Source organism: Streptomyces sp. NPDC044003 (assembly GCF_056435185.1).
Genome location: NZ_JBWKFA010000002.1, coordinates 1,102,482 through 1,121,308, shown reverse-complemented (window position 1 = coordinate 1,121,308; position 18,827 = coordinate 1,102,482). Strand labels below are relative to the sequence as shown.

15 protein-coding genes are annotated in these 18,827 nt (G+C 73.7%); 5 read left to right on the top strand and 10 right to left on the bottom strand.

Annotation, left to right across the window (positions count from 1 at the left end; translation table 11 throughout):
* The first annotated feature begins 37 nt into the window (after window positions 1-37).
* Complete coding sequence (locus AC07AW_RS11725) at window positions 38-1,834, top strand: bifunctional metallophosphatase/5'-nucleotidase (RefSeq protein ID WP_478815239.1); 1,797 nt, start codon at window positions 38-40, stop codon at window positions 1,832-1,834.
* Between the two features lie 9 nt (window positions 1,835-1,843).
* Here the strand turns inward: AC07AW_RS11725 and AC07AW_RS11720 are convergent, their stop codons facing one another.
* The 4 genes from AC07AW_RS11720 to AC07AW_RS11705 form a co-directional block, all read right to left on the bottom strand.
* Window positions 1,844-3,256, bottom strand: a complete 1,413-nt coding sequence (locus tag AC07AW_RS11720) for a lysine N(6)-hydroxylase/L-ornithine N(5)-oxygenase family protein (protein ID WP_478815238.1) — start codon at window positions 3,254-3,256, stop codon at window positions 1,844-1,846.
* A complete protein-coding gene (locus AC07AW_RS11715) occupies window positions 3,253-4,626 on the bottom strand; it encodes a pyridoxal phosphate-dependent decarboxylase family protein (protein ID WP_478815237.1) in 1,374 nt (457 codons plus the stop codon). Before AC07AW_RS11715 ends, AC07AW_RS11720 begins: the two co-directional genes overlap by 4 nt.
* Before the next feature lie 521 nt (window positions 4,627-5,147).
* A complete protein-coding gene (locus tag AC07AW_RS11710; RefSeq protein WP_478815236.1) occupies window positions 5,148-6,758 on the bottom strand; it encodes a multicopper oxidase family protein in 1,611 nt (536 codons plus the stop codon).
* A complete protein-coding gene (locus tag AC07AW_RS11705) occupies window positions 6,751-7,143 on the bottom strand; it encodes a hypothetical protein (RefSeq protein ID WP_478815235.1) in 393 nt (130 codons plus the stop codon). The genes AC07AW_RS11710 and AC07AW_RS11705 overlap by 8 nt, the downstream gene beginning before the upstream one ends.
* Window positions 7,144-7,249: 106 nt before the next feature.
* Here AC07AW_RS11705 and AC07AW_RS11700 point away from each other — a divergent pair, with 106 nt between their 5' ends.
* On the top strand, window positions 7,250-8,140 hold the full coding sequence (locus AC07AW_RS11700) for a LysR family transcriptional regulator (RefSeq protein WP_478815234.1): 891 nt from the start codon (window positions 7,250-7,252) through the stop codon (window positions 8,138-8,140).
* Window positions 8,141-8,162: 22 nt separating this feature from the next.
* On the opposite strand, the gene pepN is transcribed toward AC07AW_RS11700, so the two are convergent.
* From pepN to AC07AW_RS11680, 4 genes are read right to left on the bottom strand one after another with little or no spacing between them, the layout of a single operon-like run.
* Window positions 8,163-10,646, bottom strand: a complete 2,484-nt coding sequence (gene pepN, locus AC07AW_RS11695) for an aminopeptidase N (RefSeq protein ID WP_478815233.1) — start codon at window positions 10,644-10,646, stop codon at window positions 8,163-8,165.
* A 51-nt stretch (window positions 10,647-10,697) separates the two neighbouring features.
* Complete coding sequence (locus AC07AW_RS11690) at window positions 10,698-11,684, bottom strand: asparaginase (RefSeq protein WP_478815232.1); 987 nt, start codon at window positions 11,682-11,684, stop codon at window positions 10,698-10,700.
* Window positions 11,684-12,007: a chorismate mutase gene (locus AC07AW_RS11685; protein ID WP_478815231.1), complete on the bottom strand. Its 324-nt coding sequence runs from the start codon at window positions 12,005-12,007 to the stop codon at window positions 11,684-11,686. The genes AC07AW_RS11690 and AC07AW_RS11685 overlap by 1 nt, the downstream gene beginning before the upstream one ends.
* Window positions 12,008-12,018: 11 nt before the next feature.
* Entirely contained in the window at window positions 12,019-12,906 is an 888-nt protein-coding gene (locus tag AC07AW_RS11680) for a helix-turn-helix transcriptional regulator (RefSeq protein ID WP_478815230.1), read from the bottom strand.
* Window positions 12,907-12,990: 84 nt separating this feature from the next.
* Between AC07AW_RS11680 and AC07AW_RS11675 the strand changes: the two genes are divergently transcribed.
* Entirely contained in the window at window positions 12,991-14,751 is a 1,761-nt protein-coding gene (locus AC07AW_RS11675; protein ID WP_478815229.1) for a glycoside hydrolase family 35 protein, read from the top strand.
* Window positions 14,752-14,810: 59 nt separating this feature from the next.
* Here AC07AW_RS11675 and AC07AW_RS11670 read toward each other — a convergent pair whose 3' ends face one another.
* Window positions 14,811-15,581, bottom strand: coding sequence for a S1 family peptidase (locus tag AC07AW_RS11670; RefSeq protein ID WP_478815339.1), 771 nt, complete (start codon window positions 15,579-15,581; stop codon window positions 14,811-14,813).
* Between the two features lie 198 nt (window positions 15,582-15,779).
* On the opposite strand from AC07AW_RS11670, the gene AC07AW_RS11665 reads away from it, so the two are divergent.
* Window positions 15,780-16,664, top strand: a complete 885-nt coding sequence (locus tag AC07AW_RS11665) for a hypothetical protein (RefSeq protein WP_478815228.1) — start codon at window positions 15,780-15,782, stop codon at window positions 16,662-16,664.
* A gap of 69 nt (window positions 16,665-16,733) precedes the next feature.
* The gene (locus tag AC07AW_RS11660; protein ID WP_478815227.1) at window positions 16,734-18,203 is read left to right on the top strand and encodes an ankyrin repeat domain-containing protein; all 1,470 of its coding nucleotides are present in this window, start codon (window positions 16,734-16,736) and stop codon (window positions 18,201-18,203) included.
* A gap of 9 nt (window positions 18,204-18,212) precedes the next feature.
* Here the strand turns inward: AC07AW_RS11660 and AC07AW_RS11655 are convergent, their stop codons facing one another.
* On the bottom strand, window positions 18,213-18,638 hold the full coding sequence (locus AC07AW_RS11655; RefSeq protein WP_478815226.1) for a guanyl-specific ribonuclease: 426 nt from the start codon (window positions 18,636-18,638) through the stop codon (window positions 18,213-18,215).
* Window positions 18,639-18,827: the final 189 nt, after the last annotated feature.

Sequence of the window (18,827 nt, the reverse complement as noted above, 5' to 3'; positions counted from 1 at the left end):
TGCGCCATGGCAGGCGCCGAATCAAGGGGAGAAACACATGCCGCTGAACCGCCGGGCCTTCTTGGAGAGCTCCGCCGCCGTCGGAGCCGGAGTCGCTCTCACCGCCGGGGTCGCCGCCCCTGCCGAGGCCGACCAGGCCCGCCCCCGGCCGGCCAAGCGGTACTCGTTCACCGTGATGGGCACCACCGACCTGCACGGAAACGTCTTCAACTGGGACTACTTCACGGACAAGGAGTTCGACGACAAGGCGCACAACGACGTCGGCCTCGCCAAGATCTCCACCCTGGTGAACCAGGTGCGCGCGGAGAAGGGCGAGGAGAACACGCTCCTCATCGACGCCGGTGACACCATCCAGGGCACCCAGCTGTCGTACTACTACGCCAAGGTCGACCCGATCACGCAGACCGGCGGCCCCGTCCACCCCATGGCCCAGGCCATGAACGCCATCGGCTACGACGCCGCCGCGCTCGGCAACCACGAGTTCAACTACGGCATCCCGGTGCTCCGGAAGTTCGAGGAGCAGTGCGACTTCCCGCTGCTCGGCGCCAACGCGCTCGACGCCAAGACCCTGCGCCCGGCCTTCGCGCCGTACAGCATGCACTGTCTGCGCACCCCGCACGGCAGGGACGTCAAGGTCGCGGTCCTGGGCCTGACCAACCCGGGCATCGCCATCTGGGACAAGGCGAACGTCACCGGCAGGATGGTCTTCCCCGGCCTGGAGGAGCAGGCGGCCAAGTGGGTGCCGAAGCTGCGCTCCATGGGCGCCGACGTCGTGGTCGTCTCGGCGCACTCCGGCTCCTCCGGCACCTCCTCGTACGGTGACCAGCTCCCGTACATCGAGAACGCCGCCGGGCTCGTCGCCGAGCAGGTGCCGGGCATCGACGCGATCCTCGTCGGCCACGCGCACACCGAGATCCCCGAGTACCGGGTGAAGAACAAGGAGACCGGCAAGGACGTCGTCCTGTCCGAGCCGCTGAAGTGGGGCCAGCGCCTCACCCTCTTCTCCTTCGACCTGGTGTGGGAGAAGGGCCGCTGGGTGGTCGAGAAGGCCGGCGCGCAGGTCCTCAACTCCAACACGGTCGCCGAGGACCCGGAGATCACCGGGCTGCTCGTGGACGAGCACAAGAAGGTCGTCGCGTACGTCAACCAGGTCATCGGCACCTCCACGGCGGCCATGACCACGGCCGACGCGCCCTGGAAGGACGAGCCGATCATCGACCTGATCAACGTCGTCCAGGCCGAGACGGTGAAGGCGGCCCTCGCGGGCGGCGCGTACGCCGGACTTCCGGTGCTCTCGCAGGCCTCCTGCTTCTCCCGCACGGCCCGGATCCCGGCCGGCGAGATCAGCATCAAGGACGCCGCCGGTCTCTACCCCTTCGAGAACACCCTGGAGGCCCGACTGATGACGGGCGCCCAGCTGAAGGACTACCTGGAGTACTCGGCGAAGTACTACGTCCAGACCCCGGCGGGCGCGCCCGTCGACACCGCGAAGCTCACGAACGCCGACAGCACGCCGGACTACAACTACGACGCCGTGTTTGGTCTGACCTACGACATCGACATCGCCAAGCCGGTCGGCTCGCGGATCACCGGCCTGTCCTTCCAGGGCAAGCCGCTCGACCCGGCCGCGCAGTTCGTCCTCGCGGTCAACAACTACCGCGCGTCCGGCGGCGGCGCCTTCCCGCACGTGGCCAAGGCCCAGCAGCTGTGGGCGAACTCGGACGAGATCCGCAACACCATCATCCAGTGGGTGAAGGCCAAGGGGACGGTCGACCCGGGCACCTTCGCGTCGGTGGACTGGAAGCTGACCCGGGACGGCGTGCCGGTCTTCTAGTCCCCCTTCCTACTGCTGCACGAGAGGCGTCAGCTTCCGGTCCTGGGCCGGGATGCTCGGCGCCTCTCGCGTCTCCAGGCCGAAGCTGGTGAAGGCGGTGCGGCGCGGCAGCGGGTACGGCTCCTTGCCGGTGACCGAGTTGAGGATGACCGCGCTGCGCCAGGCCGCGAGGCCCAGGTCGGGGGCGCCGACGCCATGGGTGTGGCGCTCGGCGTTCTGGACGTACACGGAGCCGGTGACGGAGGGGTCGAGGACCAGCCGGTACCGCTCGTCGACCCGCGCCCGCCCGGCCGAGTCGTGCCGCAGGTACGGGTCGAGTCCGGCGAGCATCCGGTCCACCGGGCGCTCCCGGTAGCCGGTCGCGAGGACGACGGCGTCGGTGGTGAGCCGCGAGCGGGTGGACTGCTGCACGTGCTCCAGGTGCAGTTCGACCTGGGTGGTGGCGACCCGGCCCGCCGTGCGGACCCGGACGCCGGGGGTGAGGACGGCGTCGGGCCAGCCGCCGTGCAGGGTGCGGCGGTAGAGCTCGTCGTGGATGGCGGCGATGGTCTCCGCGTCGATGCCCTTGTGCAACTGCCACTGGCGGGGCACGAGTTCGCCGCGCACCGGCTCGGGCAGGGCGTGGAAGTAGCGGGTGTAGTCGGGGGTGAAGTGCTCCAGGCCGAGCTTGGAGTACTCCATGGGGGCGAAGGCCTCGGTGCGGGCCAGCCAGTGGATGCGCTCGGCTCCGGCGGGGCGGGCGCGGAGCAGGTCGAGGAAGACCTCGGCGCCGGACTGGCCGGAGCCGATGACGGTGATGTGCCCGGCGCGCAGGAGCGTCTCGCGGTGGGTGAGGTAGTCGGCGGAGTGGATGACGGGCACGCCGGGGGCGTCGGCGAGCGGGCGGAGCGGCTCGGGGACGTACGGCTCGGTGCCGACGCCCAGCACGACGTTGCGGGTGTAGGCGCGGCCCAGGGCCTCGGCCTCGCCCTCCGGGTCGACCTGGGTGAAGTCGACTTCGAAGAGGCGGCGCTCGGGGTTCCAGCGGACGGAGTCGACCTGGTGGCCGAAGTGGAGGCCGGGGAGCCGCTCGCTGACCCAGCGGCAGTAGGCGTCGTACTCGGCGCGCTGGATGTGGAACTTCTCGGCGAAGTAGAAGGGGAAGAGACGCTCGCGGCTCTTCAGGTAGTTGAGGAAGGTCCAGGGGCTGGCCGGGTCGGCGAGGGTCACCAGGTCGGCGAGGAAGGGGACCTGGAGGGTGGCGCCGTCGAGGAGGAGCCCCGGGTGCCAGTGGAAGGCCGGCCGCTGCTCGTAGAAGGTGGCGTCGAGGCCGCCGGGGACGCCGTGCGCGAGGGCGGCGAGCGAGAGGTTGAAGGGGCCGATGCCGACGCCCACCAGGTCGTGGGGCTGATCGAGGTCCTGCTGGGGGGTGCTGCCGGTCATCGGTGCGCGCTGCCTTCCACGAGGGTGAGGATCTCGGCGAGATCGCCGGGGGTGGTGTGGGGGTTGAGCAGGGTGGCCTTGAGCCAGAGGCGGCCGTCGGCCTTCGCCCGGCCGAGGACGGCGCGGCCCTCGGCGAGGAGGCTGCGGCGGATCGCGGCGACGGCCTCGTCGTCGGCGCCGGTGGGCCGGAAGAGGACGGTGGTGAGGGTGGGGCGTCCCCTGAGGTCGAGGCCGGGGGCTTTCTCCACCAGGTCGGCGAGGTCCTGGGCGAGGTCCATGCACGCGTCGACGAGCGCGCCGAGGCCGGTGCGGCCCAGGGCCCGGAGGGTCACGGCGGTCTTGAGGACGTCGGGGCGGCGGGTGGTGCGCAGGGAGCGGCCGAGGAGGTCGGGGAGCCCGGCCTCGGTGTCGTCGTCGGCGTTGAGGTAGTCGGCGGTGTGGCCGAGGACGGCGAGGTCGGCGGTGTCGCGTACGGCGAGGAGTCCCGCGGCGGCCGGCTGCCAGCCGAGTTTGTGCAGGTCGACGGTGACGGTACGGGCCCGGTCGAGGCCGTCGAGGAGCCGTCGGTGGGTACGGCTGAAGAGGACGGGCCCGCCGTACGCGGCGTCGACGTGCAGCTCCGCGCCGTGGGCCGCGCAGACCCCGGCGATCGCGGGGAGCGGGTCGATCAGGCCCTCGTCGGTGGTGCCGGCCGTGGCGGCGACGAGAACGGGCCCTGTCCCTCGGTCCAGGGCCTCGGCGAGGGCCGCCGGGTCCATGGCCCCTGTCGGGGTGGGCACGGTCACCGGCTCCCGCAGGCCGAGAAGCCAGGCGGCGCGGCGGAAGGAGTGGTGGGCGTTGGCGCCGACCACGATCCGCAGTCCGGCACCGTGCCGCTCCCGGGCGAGGAGCAGCGCGAGCTGGTTGGACTCGGTGCCGCCCGTGGTGACCAGGGCGTCGGGGTGGGGCGCGGCCGGGAAGACCTCGGCGGCCAGGGCCGCCGTGACCTCGGCCTCCAGGGCGGAGGCCGCGGGCGCCTGGTCCCAGGAGTCCATGGACGGGTTGAGCGCGGAGGCGGCCAGATCGGCGGCCGCGGCGAGCGCGAGGGGCGGGGTGTGGAGGTGGGCGGCGCAGAGGGGGTGGGCGGGGTCGGCGGCGCCCTCCGCGAGGGCCCGCACGAGGGTACGGAGGGCCTCGTCCGGTCCGGTGCCGGTGTCGGGGAGTACGGCTCCGAGCGCCGCGGCGAGCCGGCGGGCCACGGCCTCCGGGCCCCCCGCCGGCAGAGGGCCGCCCCTGACCTGCGCCCCTTCACGGAGGGCGTCGAGGGCCGCGCCGAGGAGCCGGCTCAGGGCGGCGGGGTCGGCGGCGAGGGGCGGGGGTGCGGCACGCATGGACGACAGGGTGCCGGGCCCTGCGGGGTGCTGTCCGGGGAGTCCGCGGACGTGACCCGAACGGGGGACGCGGGGGGGTGACCCGAGCCGCCTTGCTGGACGGCGCCTACCCGTGGTGTGGGCCCGCGCCCTGGAGGGTGGTGCCTCGGCCCGCCGCCGTGTGGGCCCCGCGCCCTGGAGGGCGGTGCCCCGGCCCACCCCCGTGTGGGCAATCGTCCCGCTGGGGCGGGACGGGTGGGCACACGGGACGGCGCCCTTTAGCGGCGCCTCCGCCTTCCGCGCCTGGACCCGCACCATCAGCGGCGGCCCACAACGCGGTGCGGGTCAGGGCACCGAAGCCTCTGGCGCCGGCAGGGCGCGGGTCCGTTGTGCCCACCCGTTCCGCCCCTTGCGGAACGCCTGCCCACAACGGGGCGGGCGCCGTCCGGGCGGGTGGGCACCGCCCCTGAGGGACGCACGCCCACAACGGGGTGGGCGTGGGCGCCGCCCGAGTGGAACGGGTGGGCACAACGGGGTGGGCGTCAGGTCACCTCGAGGTTGGCCATCATGCCCATGTCCTCGTGTTCCGCGTTGTGGCAGTGGAAGAGGTACCGGCCCCGATAGCCCTCCCACCGCGTGATGATCTCCGCCGATTCGCCCGGCCGGAGGGACACCGTGTCCTTCAGGCCCGCGTCGTGCGGCAGTGGCGCCTCGCCGCCCCGGGAGAGGACGCGGAAGCCCGTCAGGTGGAGGTGGACGGGGTGGTGGACGTCCGCGACCAGGCGCCAGATCTCCACGTCGCCCAGGCGGACGGTCACGTCCGGGCGGGCCGGGTCGAAGGGGAGGCCGCCGATCAGCCAGCCGTGCCGGTCGTCCTCGCCCATGCGTCCCGCGCGGAAGGAGAAGTCGCGGACCCGGACCGCCTCCGAGCGCCGCCACGTCGGGAGGTCGGTCGAGAGGACAGCCGGGACCCGGCTGTCGTCGGCCGCCTTGCGCACGACCCTGAAGGCCATGACGTCACGCGTGCGGCCGGAGCCCAGGCGGTTGACGAGTTTGACCAGCGTGCCGACCGGAAGGCGCGAGAAGTCGACGACCACGTCGTAGCGTTCGGCCGGGGCGAAGGGCAGGGTGGAGTGCTTCACCGGTGCCGCGAGCAGACCCTGGTCGGCGCCGATCTGGACGAACTCGACCATGCGTCCGTCGCCCTCGTCGACGAACGCCAGCTCGTAGTGCCGGGCGTTCGACGCGTTGAGGAGGCGCAGCCGGTAGCGGGCCGCGTCGACCTCGTGCACGGGCCAGGGGGCGCCGTTGACGAGGATGACGTCGCCGAGGACGCCGGCCAGGTAGGGCTCGCGGACGCCCGGGCTGCCCCGCAGCGTGGGGTCCAGGGACGGGTAGTCGAGGCTGCCGTCGGCGGCGAACGCCCGGTCTGTGATCATCAGCGGCAGTTCACGCGGCCCCGACGGCAGTCCGAGGGCCTCCTCGGCGTCGTCGCGCACGAGGTGCAGTCCGGCGAGGCCGCGCCAGATCGCCGGGGCGGTGAAGTCCATCCGGTGGTCGTGGTACCAGAGCAGCGTCGGCCGCTGGTCCAGCGGGAAGGTGTAGTCCCGGGTGAGTTCGGTCGTCACCGCCCGGGGGTCGTGCATGACATGACCCGATCCGTGTCCCCCGTGGCCGCCGCCGTGACCGCCGCCGTGACCGCTCCAGCCCTCCGGCAGCACCAGGTCCGTCGGGTACCCGTCCGACGCCGCCGGTGTGCGCCCGCCGTGCAGGTGCACGACCGTCGGCACGGGCAGTTCGTTGCGGTGGGAGACCGTGACCGGGCGGCCGCGCCGCGACTCGATCGTGGGGCCGGGGAAGGTCCCCCCGTACGTCCACAGTCGTGTCTGCACCCCGGGAAGGATCTCCGCCGTCACCTCGCGCTGGACGATCTCGTAGCGGTCCGCGCCGCCCGACGTCGCGACCGGCTTCGCGACGGCGGGCAGGGGCAGCGGCACCCGGAACGGAGCCGGCAGCGGTACCCCGCTGCGGAGTTCCGCGCCCGTGACCGCCGGTCGGCGGGACAGTCCGGCCGCGGCCGTCAGTCCGCCGGCCGCCATGAGCCCGAGCGCCCCGCCGACGGCCAGGACCCGGCGCCTCGTCAGCTCAGGCATCGACGGCCTCCCGCCCGGTGGCCTCCCGGCGCTCCAGCGGCCGCAGCCACACCGCGGTGAACAGCACGACGACGGCCGCGACGGTGAACACGCCCAGGGGGATGTGCAGCCACAGCGCCCCGGCCGTCCCCGCGAAGTACTGCGCCGTCTCGGCGACCGCGAGGGCCAGCGTGACGGAGAACGGCCAGGAGCGGCGCAGCCGCGCCCAGACCACGATCGCGACGACGAGCTGCACGAGGCAGAGCGAGGTGACGACGTCGGCGCCCACCCCGTGCATGCCGAGGCCGTCGAAGTCGCCACTCAGATAGACGCCGGCGAACACCGGCTGACCGAAGACCGCCACCACGTGCGCCGTGACGACGGCCCGCCACACGCCTCTCAACATGGCGTGCCCTCCCCCTTGTTGTCGGTGCGGGAACCCTCACGACGCTATGGCCCGGCCGATATCCTGTCCAAGATCAATACCGTTATCGGGTGATGTCCCTGGGGGCATGATGGATCTCCACGCGCTCAGGCAGTTCGTCGTCGTGGCCCGCCTGGAGCACCTCAGCCGCGCGGCCGAGGAACTCCGCGTGGCCCAGCCGTCGTTGAGCCGTACCGTCGCCAGGCTGGAGAGCGAGCTGGGCACGCCCCTGTTCGACCGGGTCGGCCGGCTCCGGCTGAACGACGCCGGGAAGGTCTTCCTCCGGCACGTCGAGCGTTCCCTCGGGGAGCTCGACGCGGGACGCCGGGCCGTCGCCGCGATCACGGGCGGGGACTTCGGCACCGTACGGCTGGCCTCGGAGACCTTCCTGACCCTGACCGGGCCGCTGGGGGTGTTCAAGCGGGCCCACCCCGGCGTCGAGGTCGAACTCCATCAGATGGCCGCCGAGGAGATGACCCGCGGCCTGCGCAGCCAGGAGATCGACCTCTGTGTGGCCTCGCAGCCGTTCGCGCCGGAGGGCCTGGAGGCGGTCCGGCTGCTCGACGAGGCGGTGTGGGTGGTCGCGCCGCTCGACCACCCGCTGGCGGGCCGCGCCTCGGTGACCGTCGGCGAGCTCGCCGGCGAGCCCTTCGTCACCACCCGCACGGGCCACTGGCAGCGCAGGCTCCTGGACCGGCTCTTCGCGGGGAACGGCCTGGCTCCCCCGAGGATCGTCTGCGAGGGCGACGAGCCCAGCGCCACCGCGATCCTGGTGGCCGCCGGGCTCGGGATCGGCCTCATCCCGGACATGGCCCGGCGCAGCGCCACCCGCGCCCCCGTCGCCTGGATCGCCGTGGACAGCCCCGACTGCCGGCGTACCCTCACCCTGCTCCGGTACGCCGACGGCCGCCCGGCGGGCGCCGCGCGCCTGATGCACGCGGCGCTGACGGGCTGGGACTGGACGTCCGGTCCGGTCTGATCCGAGAAGGCCCAAGACACCCCTAGCCGCGCACGCGCAGTGCCCGGCGCAGGTCGTCGAGCTGGTCGACGAGCTTGCGGTGGAGGGCCGGGATCATCTCGTCGTCCGCGAGGTGGGACTCGCCCAGGGCCAGGGAGTCGGCGTCGATCGCGTACCCGGGGAAGGCGTAGCGGCCGGCGGCCTCTGCCATCGCGGGGCCCCGGCGGTCGCCGAGCGCGACGGCGTCCGCGTAGAAGCGCGGCACGTACTCCCGTACGAGCTCGGCCTGTTCGGGCTGCCAGAAGCCCTGGGCGGTGGCGGTGAAGAGGTAGTTGGAGAGGGCGTCGGACTCGAAGAGCGCCGACCAGGCGGCGGCCTTCGCCGCCGGGTCCGGGAGGGCGGCCCGGCAGCGGGCGGCGCCTTCCTGGCCGGTGGCGCTCGGGTCCCGCTCCAGTTCGGCGGCGATCACGGTCTCGTCGGTGGCGCCGAGGACGGCGAGCCGGGCGAGGATCCGCCAGCGCAGTTCGGGGTCGAGCTCGGGGCCGCCGTGGACGGTGCCCTCGTCGAGCCAGGAGGCGATCTTGTCGGGGGTGGTGGCGCTGTCGATGCAGGCGCGGACGGCGGTGAGGCGCAGTCCGGGCTCCTCGCCGTCCTCGGTGCGGCGAAGGAGTGCGCGGGCGATCTCGCCGATGGTGGCGAGCGCGGCCGGGCGCTCCTCCTCGGTCACGTACCGGTCGGCGATCTGGGTGCGGGCGAAGCCGAGGACGCCCTGGACCAGGGCGAGTTCGGTCTCCTGGGGCAGGTGGGCGTGCGCGGCCTCCAGGTAGGTGGCGGGCTCCAGTTCACCGTCGCGGACCATGTCGCGCAGGCTGTTCCAGACGACGGCGCGGGTGACCGCGTCGGGGATGTCGGACAGCGCCCACAGGACCGTGTACTCGGAGGTCTCGTCGAAGCGCACCTTGGCGTAGGTGAGGTCCTGCTCGTTGAGGGCGACCAGGGCGGGGCGGGGGCCGGTCAGATCGAGCGGCGCCTCCTGCGGGACGTCGATCTCGTGCCGCTCTCGCAGGACGGGGGCGTCGAGGGCGTCCCGGTCGTAGACGCCGACGCTGATCCGGTGCGGTCGGCTGCCGGCGCGGTCGACCGTGAGCTTCCAGTCGAGGCCCTCGCCCTCGACGCGTGGCTTGAGCGTGTCGACGCCCGTCGTGCGCAGCCACTGCTCGGCCCAGCCGTGGACGTCGCGGTCGGTGGCGGCGGCGAGGTTGTCGATGAAGTCGGCGAGGGTGGCGTTGCCGAACTTGTGGCGCTTGAAGTGGATGTTGATGCCGGCGAGGAAGTCCTTCTCGCCGAGCCAGGTGACGAGCTGGCGCAGGGCGGAGGCGCCCTTGGCGTAGGAGATGCCGTCGAAGTTGAGGAGGGCGGAGGCGGTGTCGGGGACGGCCTCCGGGTCGGGGGCGACGGGGTGGGTGGAGGGGCGCTGGTCGGCCTCGTATCCCCAGGCCTTGCGGGTGACGCCGAAGTCGATCCAGGTGTCGGGGAAGAGGTCGGAGCAGGCCTCGTTGACGGTCTGGAAGCCCATGTACTCGGCGAAGGACTCGTTCAGCCAGATGTCGTCCCACCAGCGCAGGGTGACGAGGTCGCCGAACCACATGTGGGCCATCTCGTGGGCGATGACCATGGCGCGGGTCTGGCGCTCGGTGACGGTGACGGCGGAGCGGAAGACGAACTCGTCGCGGAAGGTGACGAGTCCGGGGTTCTCCATGGCGCCGGCGTTGAACTCGGGGACGAAGGCCTGGTCGTACGAGTCGAAGGGGTAGGGCTCGTCGAACTTCTCGTGGTAGCGGTCGTAGCAGGCCTTGGTGACGGCGAGGATCTCGTCGGCGTCGGCGTCGAGGTGGGCGGCGAGGGAGCGGCGGCAGTGGATGCCGAAGGGCAGTCCCGCGTGCTCGGTGCGGATGGTGTGCCAGGGGCCGGCGGCGACGCAGACGAAGTAGGTGGAGAGCAGCGGGGTGGGGGCGGCCTGCCAGCGGCCGTCCTCCTGCTGTTCGGTGATGCCGTTGGAGAGGACGGTCCAGCCCTCGGGGGCCTTGACGCTCAGCTCGAAGACGGCCTTCAGGTCGGGCTGGTCGAAGGCGGCGAAGACGCGCTGGACGTCCTCCATGAACAGCTGGGTGTAGACGTACGACTCGCCGTCCGTGGGGTCGGTGAAGCGGTGCATGCCCTCGCCGGTGCGGGAGTACCGCATGGTGGTGCTGATGCGCAGGGTGTGCTCGCCCTCGGTGAGGGTCAGCGGGAGCCGGTTGCCGTCGAGGGTGGTGACGTCGAGGGGCTCGCCGTCGAGGAGGGCGGAGCGGAGCGTCTCGGGCTTGAGGTCGACGAAGGTGTCCCCCGCGGCGCGGGCCGTGAAGCGGATCAGGCTCCGGGACCCGAAGGTCTCGTCGCCGGTGGTGAGGTCGAGGTCCACGCGGTAGTGGTGGACGTCGAGGAGCTGGGCACGGGTCTGCGCTTCGTCGCGCGTCAGTACGGACATGGGCCCTATGCTGCCCGATCACTCTCGGCCGGGGCAGGGGGTGTACCCGGCTCAGGCGAGGCCGGAGCCGTTCAGGTGGGTGAAGGCGGCGGCGATGCGGGGGCGGTCGTAGCCGGTCGGTCCCGCGGCGCCGCTGGAGACCAGGGTGTGGAGCAGGATCCGGGCCTTGGCGGGGTCGAGCGGGCCGGCGGGGATCAGTCCGTGGTGCAGCAGGTCGTACTCGGAGCCGGGGCCGCGGTAGGTGTGCGAGAGGGTCGCGCCGCCGCCCGTGCGGGAGGCCAGGACGACGGGGATGCGGCCGGCGATCTCGGCGAGGGGTTCGACGAGCGGGGCGGGGACGTGTCCGGCGCCGAAGGCGGCGACGACGAGGCCCTGGAAGCGGTCGTCGACGGCGTCGAGGAGTTCGCCGCGGTCGCCGAGGGAGAGGGTCAGCAGGGCGATGCGTACGGAGGGGTCGAGCTTCAGCGGGCAGAGCGCGGTGGGGGCGGCGGGGCGGAGCAGGATCCGGGGTTCGCCCTCGACGACGGTGCCGAGGGGTCCGGCGCCGGGTGAGGCGAAGGTGGCGATGGAGGTGGTGTGGGTCTTGCGGGCGAGGCGGGCGGCGTGGATCTCGTCGGCGAGGACGACGAGGACGCCGAGGTTCCGGCAGGCGGGGTCGGCGGCGACGGCGAGCGCGGCGGCGAGGTTGGCGGGGCCGTCGGCGCCGGGCAGGTCGGGGCGGCGCATGGCGCCGGTGACGGCGATCGGCTGCTCGGTGGTGCAGAGCAGGTCGAGGAGGAAGGCGGTCTCCTCCAGGGTGTCGGTGCCCTGGACGACGACCACGCCGGAGCCGTCGGCGACGGCCTTGCGGACCTCGTCGGCGAGGGCCGCGAGGTCCTCGAAGGAGAGGGTGGAGCTGGGGACCCGGCGGAAGTCCCGCAGCTCGACGTCCTCGGGGGCGCCGAGCCCGGCGAGGACCTCCCGGCCGGTCATGCGGGCGGCGTCACCGCCTCGTGCGGAGATGGTCCCTCCGAGGGTGAAGACCGTGACGCGGCCCATCAGCGTGCTCCGTCCGCAATCGTCTCGTGGTGCCGGATGACCTCGGCGATGATGAAGTTGAGGAGTTTCTCCGCGAAGGCCGGGTCCAGTTTCGCGCTCTCGGCGAGTTCCCGCAGCCGGGCGATCTGGCGGGACTCGCGGGCGGGGTCGGCGGGCGGTAGCTGGTGCTCGGCCTTGAGGACGCCGACCTGCTGGGTGCACTTGAAGCGCTCGGCGAGCATGTGCACGACGGCGGCGTCGATGTTGTCGATGCTTTCGCGCAGCCGGGTCAGTTCGGCGATGACGGACGGGTCGATAGCACTGGTGCCGCTGGTGTCGCTCATGATCTGCGAGCTTAGACGGATCTCGGGAGGATCGTGGGCGGGTGTTCGGGATCCGGAACGACGTTGCTCCAGCCGCCGTGCACGGACCGCCCCTGCTGTTCGCGGAAACGGATGGGCGCGGTGCCGACGCGGCGGGTGAAGAGCCGGGAGAAGTAGGCGGGGTCGTCGTAGCCGACGCGGCGGGCGACGGCGGCGACGGGCAGCTCGGTGGCGGCGAGGAGCTCCTTGGCGCGGCCGAGGCGGACGGTGAGCAGGTAGTCCTTGGGGCTGCATCCGGCGGCGCGGCGGACGGCGGTGCGCAGCTCGGCGGCGGTCATGCCGTGCCGGGCGGCGTGGTCGGCGACGGAGAGCGGCTGGAAGGCGTCGCGGGCGAGGGCGGCGAGGACGGGGTCGCCCTCGGCGTTGGTGTCGGCGCGGGCCCGGCGCAGGGCGACGAGGAGTTCGTGGACGGCGGCGCCGGTCTCGACCTCCAGGAGGGGGTTGCCGGGGCGGGCGGCGCGGGCGATGCGGCCGATGGCGGCGCGGGCGGGGGCGGCGTCGGAGAGGGGGACGACGGGCCGGTCGGGCTCGATGTAGCCGAGTTCGGTGTAGGTGGTGGTGGCGGGTCCGGTGAAGTCGACGAAGGCCTCGTCCCAGCCGGTGGCGGGGTCGGCGGCGTAGTGGTGGGGGGTGCCGGGGGTGAGCCAGAGGAGGGCGGGGGCGGTGACGGTGGTGCGGCGCCCGTCGGCGCCCCGGTACCAGCCGCCGCCGGCGGAGACGACGACGGCGACGTGGTGGTCGAGGGTGCGCGGGCCGACGGTGGGCAGGGTGCCGTGCTGGAGTCCGACGCCGAGGCAGACGAGGCCGAGGCGGTGGTGGACGGGGCCGGGCGTGAAGTAACGCATCCAGGTGTGGTACATCGCGCGGCCCGCTCTCTCTAACGTCCAAACTGCGACGATCTTTGTCCATGGACCGCGCCGCCGCCAGAGGGTCAGGGTGAGGCCATGAGCACGTTCGCTGTGGGTGACGAGGACTTTCTGCTCGACGGGCGGCCGGTGCGGCTGCTCTCGGGGGCGCTGCACTACTTCCGGGTGCACGAGGGGCACTGGGAGCACCGGCTCGGGATGCTGCGCGCGATGGGCCTCGACTGCGTCGAGACGTACGTGCCGTGGAACCTGCACGAGCCGGAGCCCGGCCGGTACGCGGACGTGGAGGCGCTCGGGCGGTTCCTGGACGCGGTGGGGCGGGCCGGGATGCGGGCGATCGTGCGCCCCGGTCCGTACATCTGCGCCGAGTGGGAGAACGGCGGGCTTCCGCACTGGCTGACCGGGCCGCTCGGGCGGCGGGTGCGGACCTTGGACCCGGAGTTCCTGGCGCCGGTGGAGGCCTGGTTCCGGCGGCTGCTCCCGCAGGTGGTGGAGCGGCAGGTGGACCGGGGCGGGCCGGTGGTCCTGGTGCAGGTGGAGAACGAGTACGGGAGTTACGGGAGCGACCGGGGCTATCTGGAGTGGCTGACGGAGCTGCTGCGGGGCTGCGGGGTGAGCGTGCCGCTGTTCACCTCGGACGGGCCCGAGGACCACATGCTGACGGGCGGTTCGGTGCCGGGGGTGCTCGCGACGGCGAACTTCGGCTCGGGCGCGCGGGAGGGCTTCGCGACGCTGCGGCGGCACCAGCCGTCGGGGCCGCTGATGTGCATGGAGTTCTGGTGCGGCTGGTTCGACCACTGGGGCACGGAGCACTCCGTGCGGGACGCGGCGGACGCGGCGGCGGCGCTGCGGGAGATCCTGGAGTGCGGGGCCTCGGTCAATGTGTACATGGCGCACGGCGGGACGAACTTCGGCGGCTGGGCGGGCGCGAACCGGGACGGCGAGCTGCACGACGGTCCCCTGCGGCCGACGGTGACCTCGTACGACTACGACGCGCCGATCGACGAGGCGGGGCGGCCGACGGAGAAGTTCCGGGCCTTCCGCGAGGTGCTCGCGGAGTACGCGGAGGGGCCGCTGCCGGAGCTGCCGGAGCCGCCGGCCCGGCTCGGGGCGCCGGTGTCCTGCGCGCTCGACGGCTGGGCGCCGCTGGACGGGGTCCTGGAGGTGCTCGGCGGCGAGGAGACGGTGACGCCGATGCCGCCGGCCTTCGAGGAGCTGGGCGTGGACCGGGGTCTGGTCCGCTACCGGGTGGCGGTGCCGGGGCCCCGGCAGCCGTACCCGCTGGGCGTGACGGGGCTGCGGGACCGGGCCGTGGTGTACGTGGACGGGCGGCCGGCGGGGGTGCTGGACACCTCGGCCGGGGAGGACGCCGTCCTTCCCGGGCCGGTGGCGGGTCCCGCGCTCGTGGACCTGTGGGTGGAGTCTCTCGGCCGGGTCAACTACGGGCCGCGGCTGGCTGAGCCGAAGGGGATCACCGGGGGCGTACGGCACGAGCGGCAGTTTCTGCACGGGGTACGGGCCCGGGGGCTGCGGCTCGACGCCTTCGAGGCGGCGGCGGTCGGCAAGGTGCCGTTCGCGTCGGTGCCGGCGGAGCCGGGCCCCGGCCTGTACCGGGGCGCGCTCGACGTGACGGGCGCGGGCGACGCGTGGCTGCGGCTGCCGGGCTCGACCCGCGGCTTCGTGTGGATGAACGGCTTCTGCCTGGGCCGCTACTGGGCGGCGGGCCCGCAGGAGGCGCTGTTCGTGCCGGGCCCGGTGCTGCGGGAGGGCGCGAACGAGGTGTGGGTCCTGGAGCTGGAGGGCGGGGCGCCGTCCTCGGTGGAGCTGGACGTCCTCTGAACACGTGAAGGTGCCCCGGAGCCGAGGCCGCTCCGGGGCACCCGTTCAGGGGCGAGCGGCTACAGCGTGGCCGCGGCCGACGTGATCGCGGCGGCGAAGGTCGAGACCTCCGTGTAGACGCCGGGGTAGCCGGCCCGCGCGCAGCCCTCGCCCCAGCTCACGATGCCGACCTGGATCCAGGCGCCGTTGTTGTCCTTGCGGAACATGGGGCCGCCGGAGTCGCCCTGGCAGGTGTCGACCCCGCCCTGGCTGTAGCCGGCGCAGATCTCCTCGGCCGGGACCAGGTCGCTGCCGTAGGCGGACTGGCAGGAGGCGTCGGAGACGAACGGGACGTTCGCCTTGAGCAGGTAGCGCTGCTGCGACCCGCCCTCGCGGGCGGCGCCCCAGCCGGCCACGGTGAAGGTGCCGCTGTTGTACGCGGTGGTGTCGGCGATCTTCAGGTTGGGCAGCGAGGTGATCGGGCTGGCGAGCTTGATCAGCGCCCAGTCCTTGCCCTGGCCGTTGTAGCCGGGGGCCTGCAGGACCTTGGTCGACCGGACCTTGATGGCGCTGCTGGACTGGAGGTCCACGACTCCGGCGGTGGCGGTGATGCTGGTGTTGTTGCCGGAGCCGCTCACACAGTGGGCGGCGGTGAGGACGATCTGAGGGGTGATCAGGGAGCCGCCGCAGCCCATGGAGAGCCTGACCATCCAGGGGAACTCGCCCTGGGCGGCGCGGGTGCCGCCGACCACGGGGGCCGGGGCGGCGGAGGCGGTGGTGGTGGGCTGGAGGCTGACGGCCGCCAGGACGACGGCGCCGGCGGCTGCCAGCTTCTGGAGGGCACGGACCATGCGGTTCTGCTGCTTCACGTGTCTTCCTTCTCTCGTGGGGGGTCGGCCCGGACGGGTGACGGCACCGGCGGGAATCGGTGACATGCGCCCGTCAAGGCACGTCCGGATTATGGACAGCGCTCAACTGCCGCCACAAGAAAGCCTTTTCGGCCAGATCCGGTGGGGGGACCGTACAGTGGAGAGGAGGGGGGATCCGGCATGCAGAACCGTCATGAGGCCGACCGTGTCATCCACGGCTTCCCGCACCGCGCCGTCGTGCGGGCCTCGCTCACCGCGCTCTACCGCCGCCTCTCCCCCGACGGCGTGCACCGCTACCCGGCCTGCGTGACCGCCGCCGACGTGGCCCTGGGCGACGACGAGGACCTTCATCTCGGCGCCCAGCGGGTGGCCCACACCCTCGTCCGGCACCTGAGGCTGCCCGAGGCGCGCATCGTGGTGAGCTTCCGGCCCATGGAGCACGCGGCGGCCGTCGAGCTCACCGCGGGCCCCGAGTACTTCGTGGAGCTCAACGACCGCTTCCGGACCCGCCGCAGGGACATCGGCGCGGCCCTCGCCCACGAGATCACCCACGTCCTGCTGCACCGGCTCGGCCTCGGCTTCCCCTCCACCGCGGAGAACGAGGTCCTCACCGATGTGACCACCACCTATCTGGGCGCCGGCTGGCTGCTGCTCGACGCGTACCGGCGGGACGGCGTCGAGAGCCAGAAGCTCGGCTATCTGACCCCGGAGGAGTTCGGCTACGTCCTCGCCAAGCGGGCCGAGGTCTTCGGCGAGGACCCCTCGCCGTGGTTCACCAGCGCGGTGGCGTACGAGGCATGGGTACGGGGCCGGGCGGAGGCCGCGCGGGAGCGGACCGCGCCGCCGCTCGCCGGGGCGGGCTGGGCCGAGCGCCGCCGGTACGCCGTGCAGCGGCGCCGGGGCCGGGCCTCCGAGGACGCCCCGTACGCCTTCGAGGGCGGCGCTCCGGCGACCGGCGTCTCCTTCCACTGCCCGGTCTGCGCCCAGCGCCTGCGGGTCCCGGCGGGGCAGGCGCTGCGGGCCCGGTGCGGAGTGTGCGGCTCGGTCCTGGAGTGCGCTCCCTGACCCGTCGACGCACACCTCGACACGCGAAGCGATTTGCGCCACGCACCGACGGCGCGTCAGGGTCGGGGCATGAGCACGTTGTTCGACGCCATCCGCCACGGGGACGAGAACGGGGCCGTACGCGCCCTGCGGGACGGAGCCGATCCCGAGGGCCGGGAGGACGGGGAGACCGCCCTGTACCGGGCTGCCGTCGACGGCGAGGCCGGAATCGTGCGGGTGCTGCTCGCCGCCGGGGCCGACCCGGGCCGGCGCAGCGGCGAGGACGACGGCGACCTGCCGCTGTGCGGCGCGGCCTGCGGCGGGTACGCCGAGGTGGTGCGGGCGCTGCTCGCGGCGGGCGCGGCGGCCGACCAGGAGGAGTCGTACGGCTTCACCGCCCTCGCCTGGGCGCTCCGCCTCGGCCACGCCGACACGGCCCGGGTCCTCCTGGAGCACGGCGCCGACCCGGACCGGCCGGGACCCGACGGGCTCCTCCCGCTCGTCGCCGCCGCCCGGCGCGGCTCCAGCGGCTGTGTGCGGGCGCTCCTCGACCACGGGGCACAGGCCCGGGAGGCCGCGCTGCGGGAGGCCCGGCGGTGGATCGGTGCCGACATCGCGGCCGAGCTGCGGCGCGGGCTCGTCGCCGGGAACGAGGGCGGGCAGACGTACGAGGCGGTCGTCCGGCGGATCCGGGAGGACGGCGGGATCACGGTGTGCGTCGAACTCCTGCGGGAGAACGGCGCGCCCGGGCGCGGCGACGACCGGGGCACCGGTCACGCGGCGATCGCCACGCTCCTGGAGGCGGCGCTCGGCCTGCGCACCCCGCACGAGGAGCTCGCGGCACGGGCGCTGCACGGCGGCGACCCCGAGCTCGACGACTGGACGACGGCGGTGGCCGAACTGGCGGGCCGGGCCGACGAGGAGACCTTCGTGGCGGCGGCCGGGTGGTGCGCCTACCGGGATCCGCTGCGCCGGGCCCTCGGCGCGCGGGTGCTCGGCGCGCTGCCCGGCTTCGGCCCGAGCGCGGTGCCGGTCCTGCGCCGTCTCGCGGCGGAGGCGGTGCCCCCGGCGCGGGAACCGCTGCTCTCGGCGGCGATCGCGCTCGGGGAGTGCGCGGACGCGGCCGCCGTGCCCGAACTGCTCGCGGCGGCCGGGCATCCCGACGCGGTGGTGCGCCGGGCGGTCGCGGCGGCCCTCGCCGGGATCGTGCCGGCCGGGCACGTCGAGGCGCTCGGGGTGGTGCTGGCGCTGAGCCGGGACGGCGACGCCCGGGTGCGGGACTGGGCGACGCTGGCGCTCGCCGAGCTGCCCGACGACACCCCTCTCGTACGGGAGGGGCTCGCGGAGCGGCTCGGCGACACCGATCCGGAGACCGCGGCGGAGGCGGCGCGCGGGCTCGCGATCCGTCAGGACCCGCGCGCCGTCGACGCGCTGGCGTCGATCCTCGCGGACGGGGAGGCGGACGGCGCGGCGCGGGAGACGGCGCTGGCCGCCCTGGAGCACGTCCACGACCGGCGGGTCAGGACCCGCCTGGAGTGGACGACCCCGCGCCGCGGCTGACGGTGGGGGTCAGCAGGCGTAGTCGATGAGGTCGAACGTGGCGTAGTGGTCGGAGGTGTAGTAGTCCTCGTCCACCGCGTTCCCGGTGACGATCCGGCGGGCGCCGCGGGTGTCGATGCCCGGGGTCTTCACCGTGTACTCGTGGTAGTAGCCGTAGCTGTGGGCCGGCAGGACGCCTTCGCGGTTCTGGAAGACGGAGCCGTCCTGGCTGTACGGGAAGGGGCCGCCCGCGTCGATCAGGCGCAGGGTGTCGTACGCCTGGCTGGGCAGGTCCGAGTAGCAGATGTCCCCGACGGACGCGGTCGCCGCGAGCGAGGACACGGCGGCGACGGGTGCGGGGGCGGGCGCGGCGGTGGCCGGGGCGCCGAGGAGGAGGGAGGAGAGGAGGGCGGTGGCGACACCGCCGGCGAGGGTGAATCGAGGGGGGATTCGCATGGCTGTGATGATGACGCGCGTAGATCCTCGTCGGGAACCCCAACGGCCTTCAATTCCCCGGACGTTAACCAGTTCCTCCCCAACGTGCGGATCCGGTGGACACGGCGCGGGGGGGGGGGGGGGGGGGGGGGGGGGGGGGGGGGGGGGGGGGGGGGGGGGGGGGGAAGGGGGGAGGGAGGAAGGAGAACG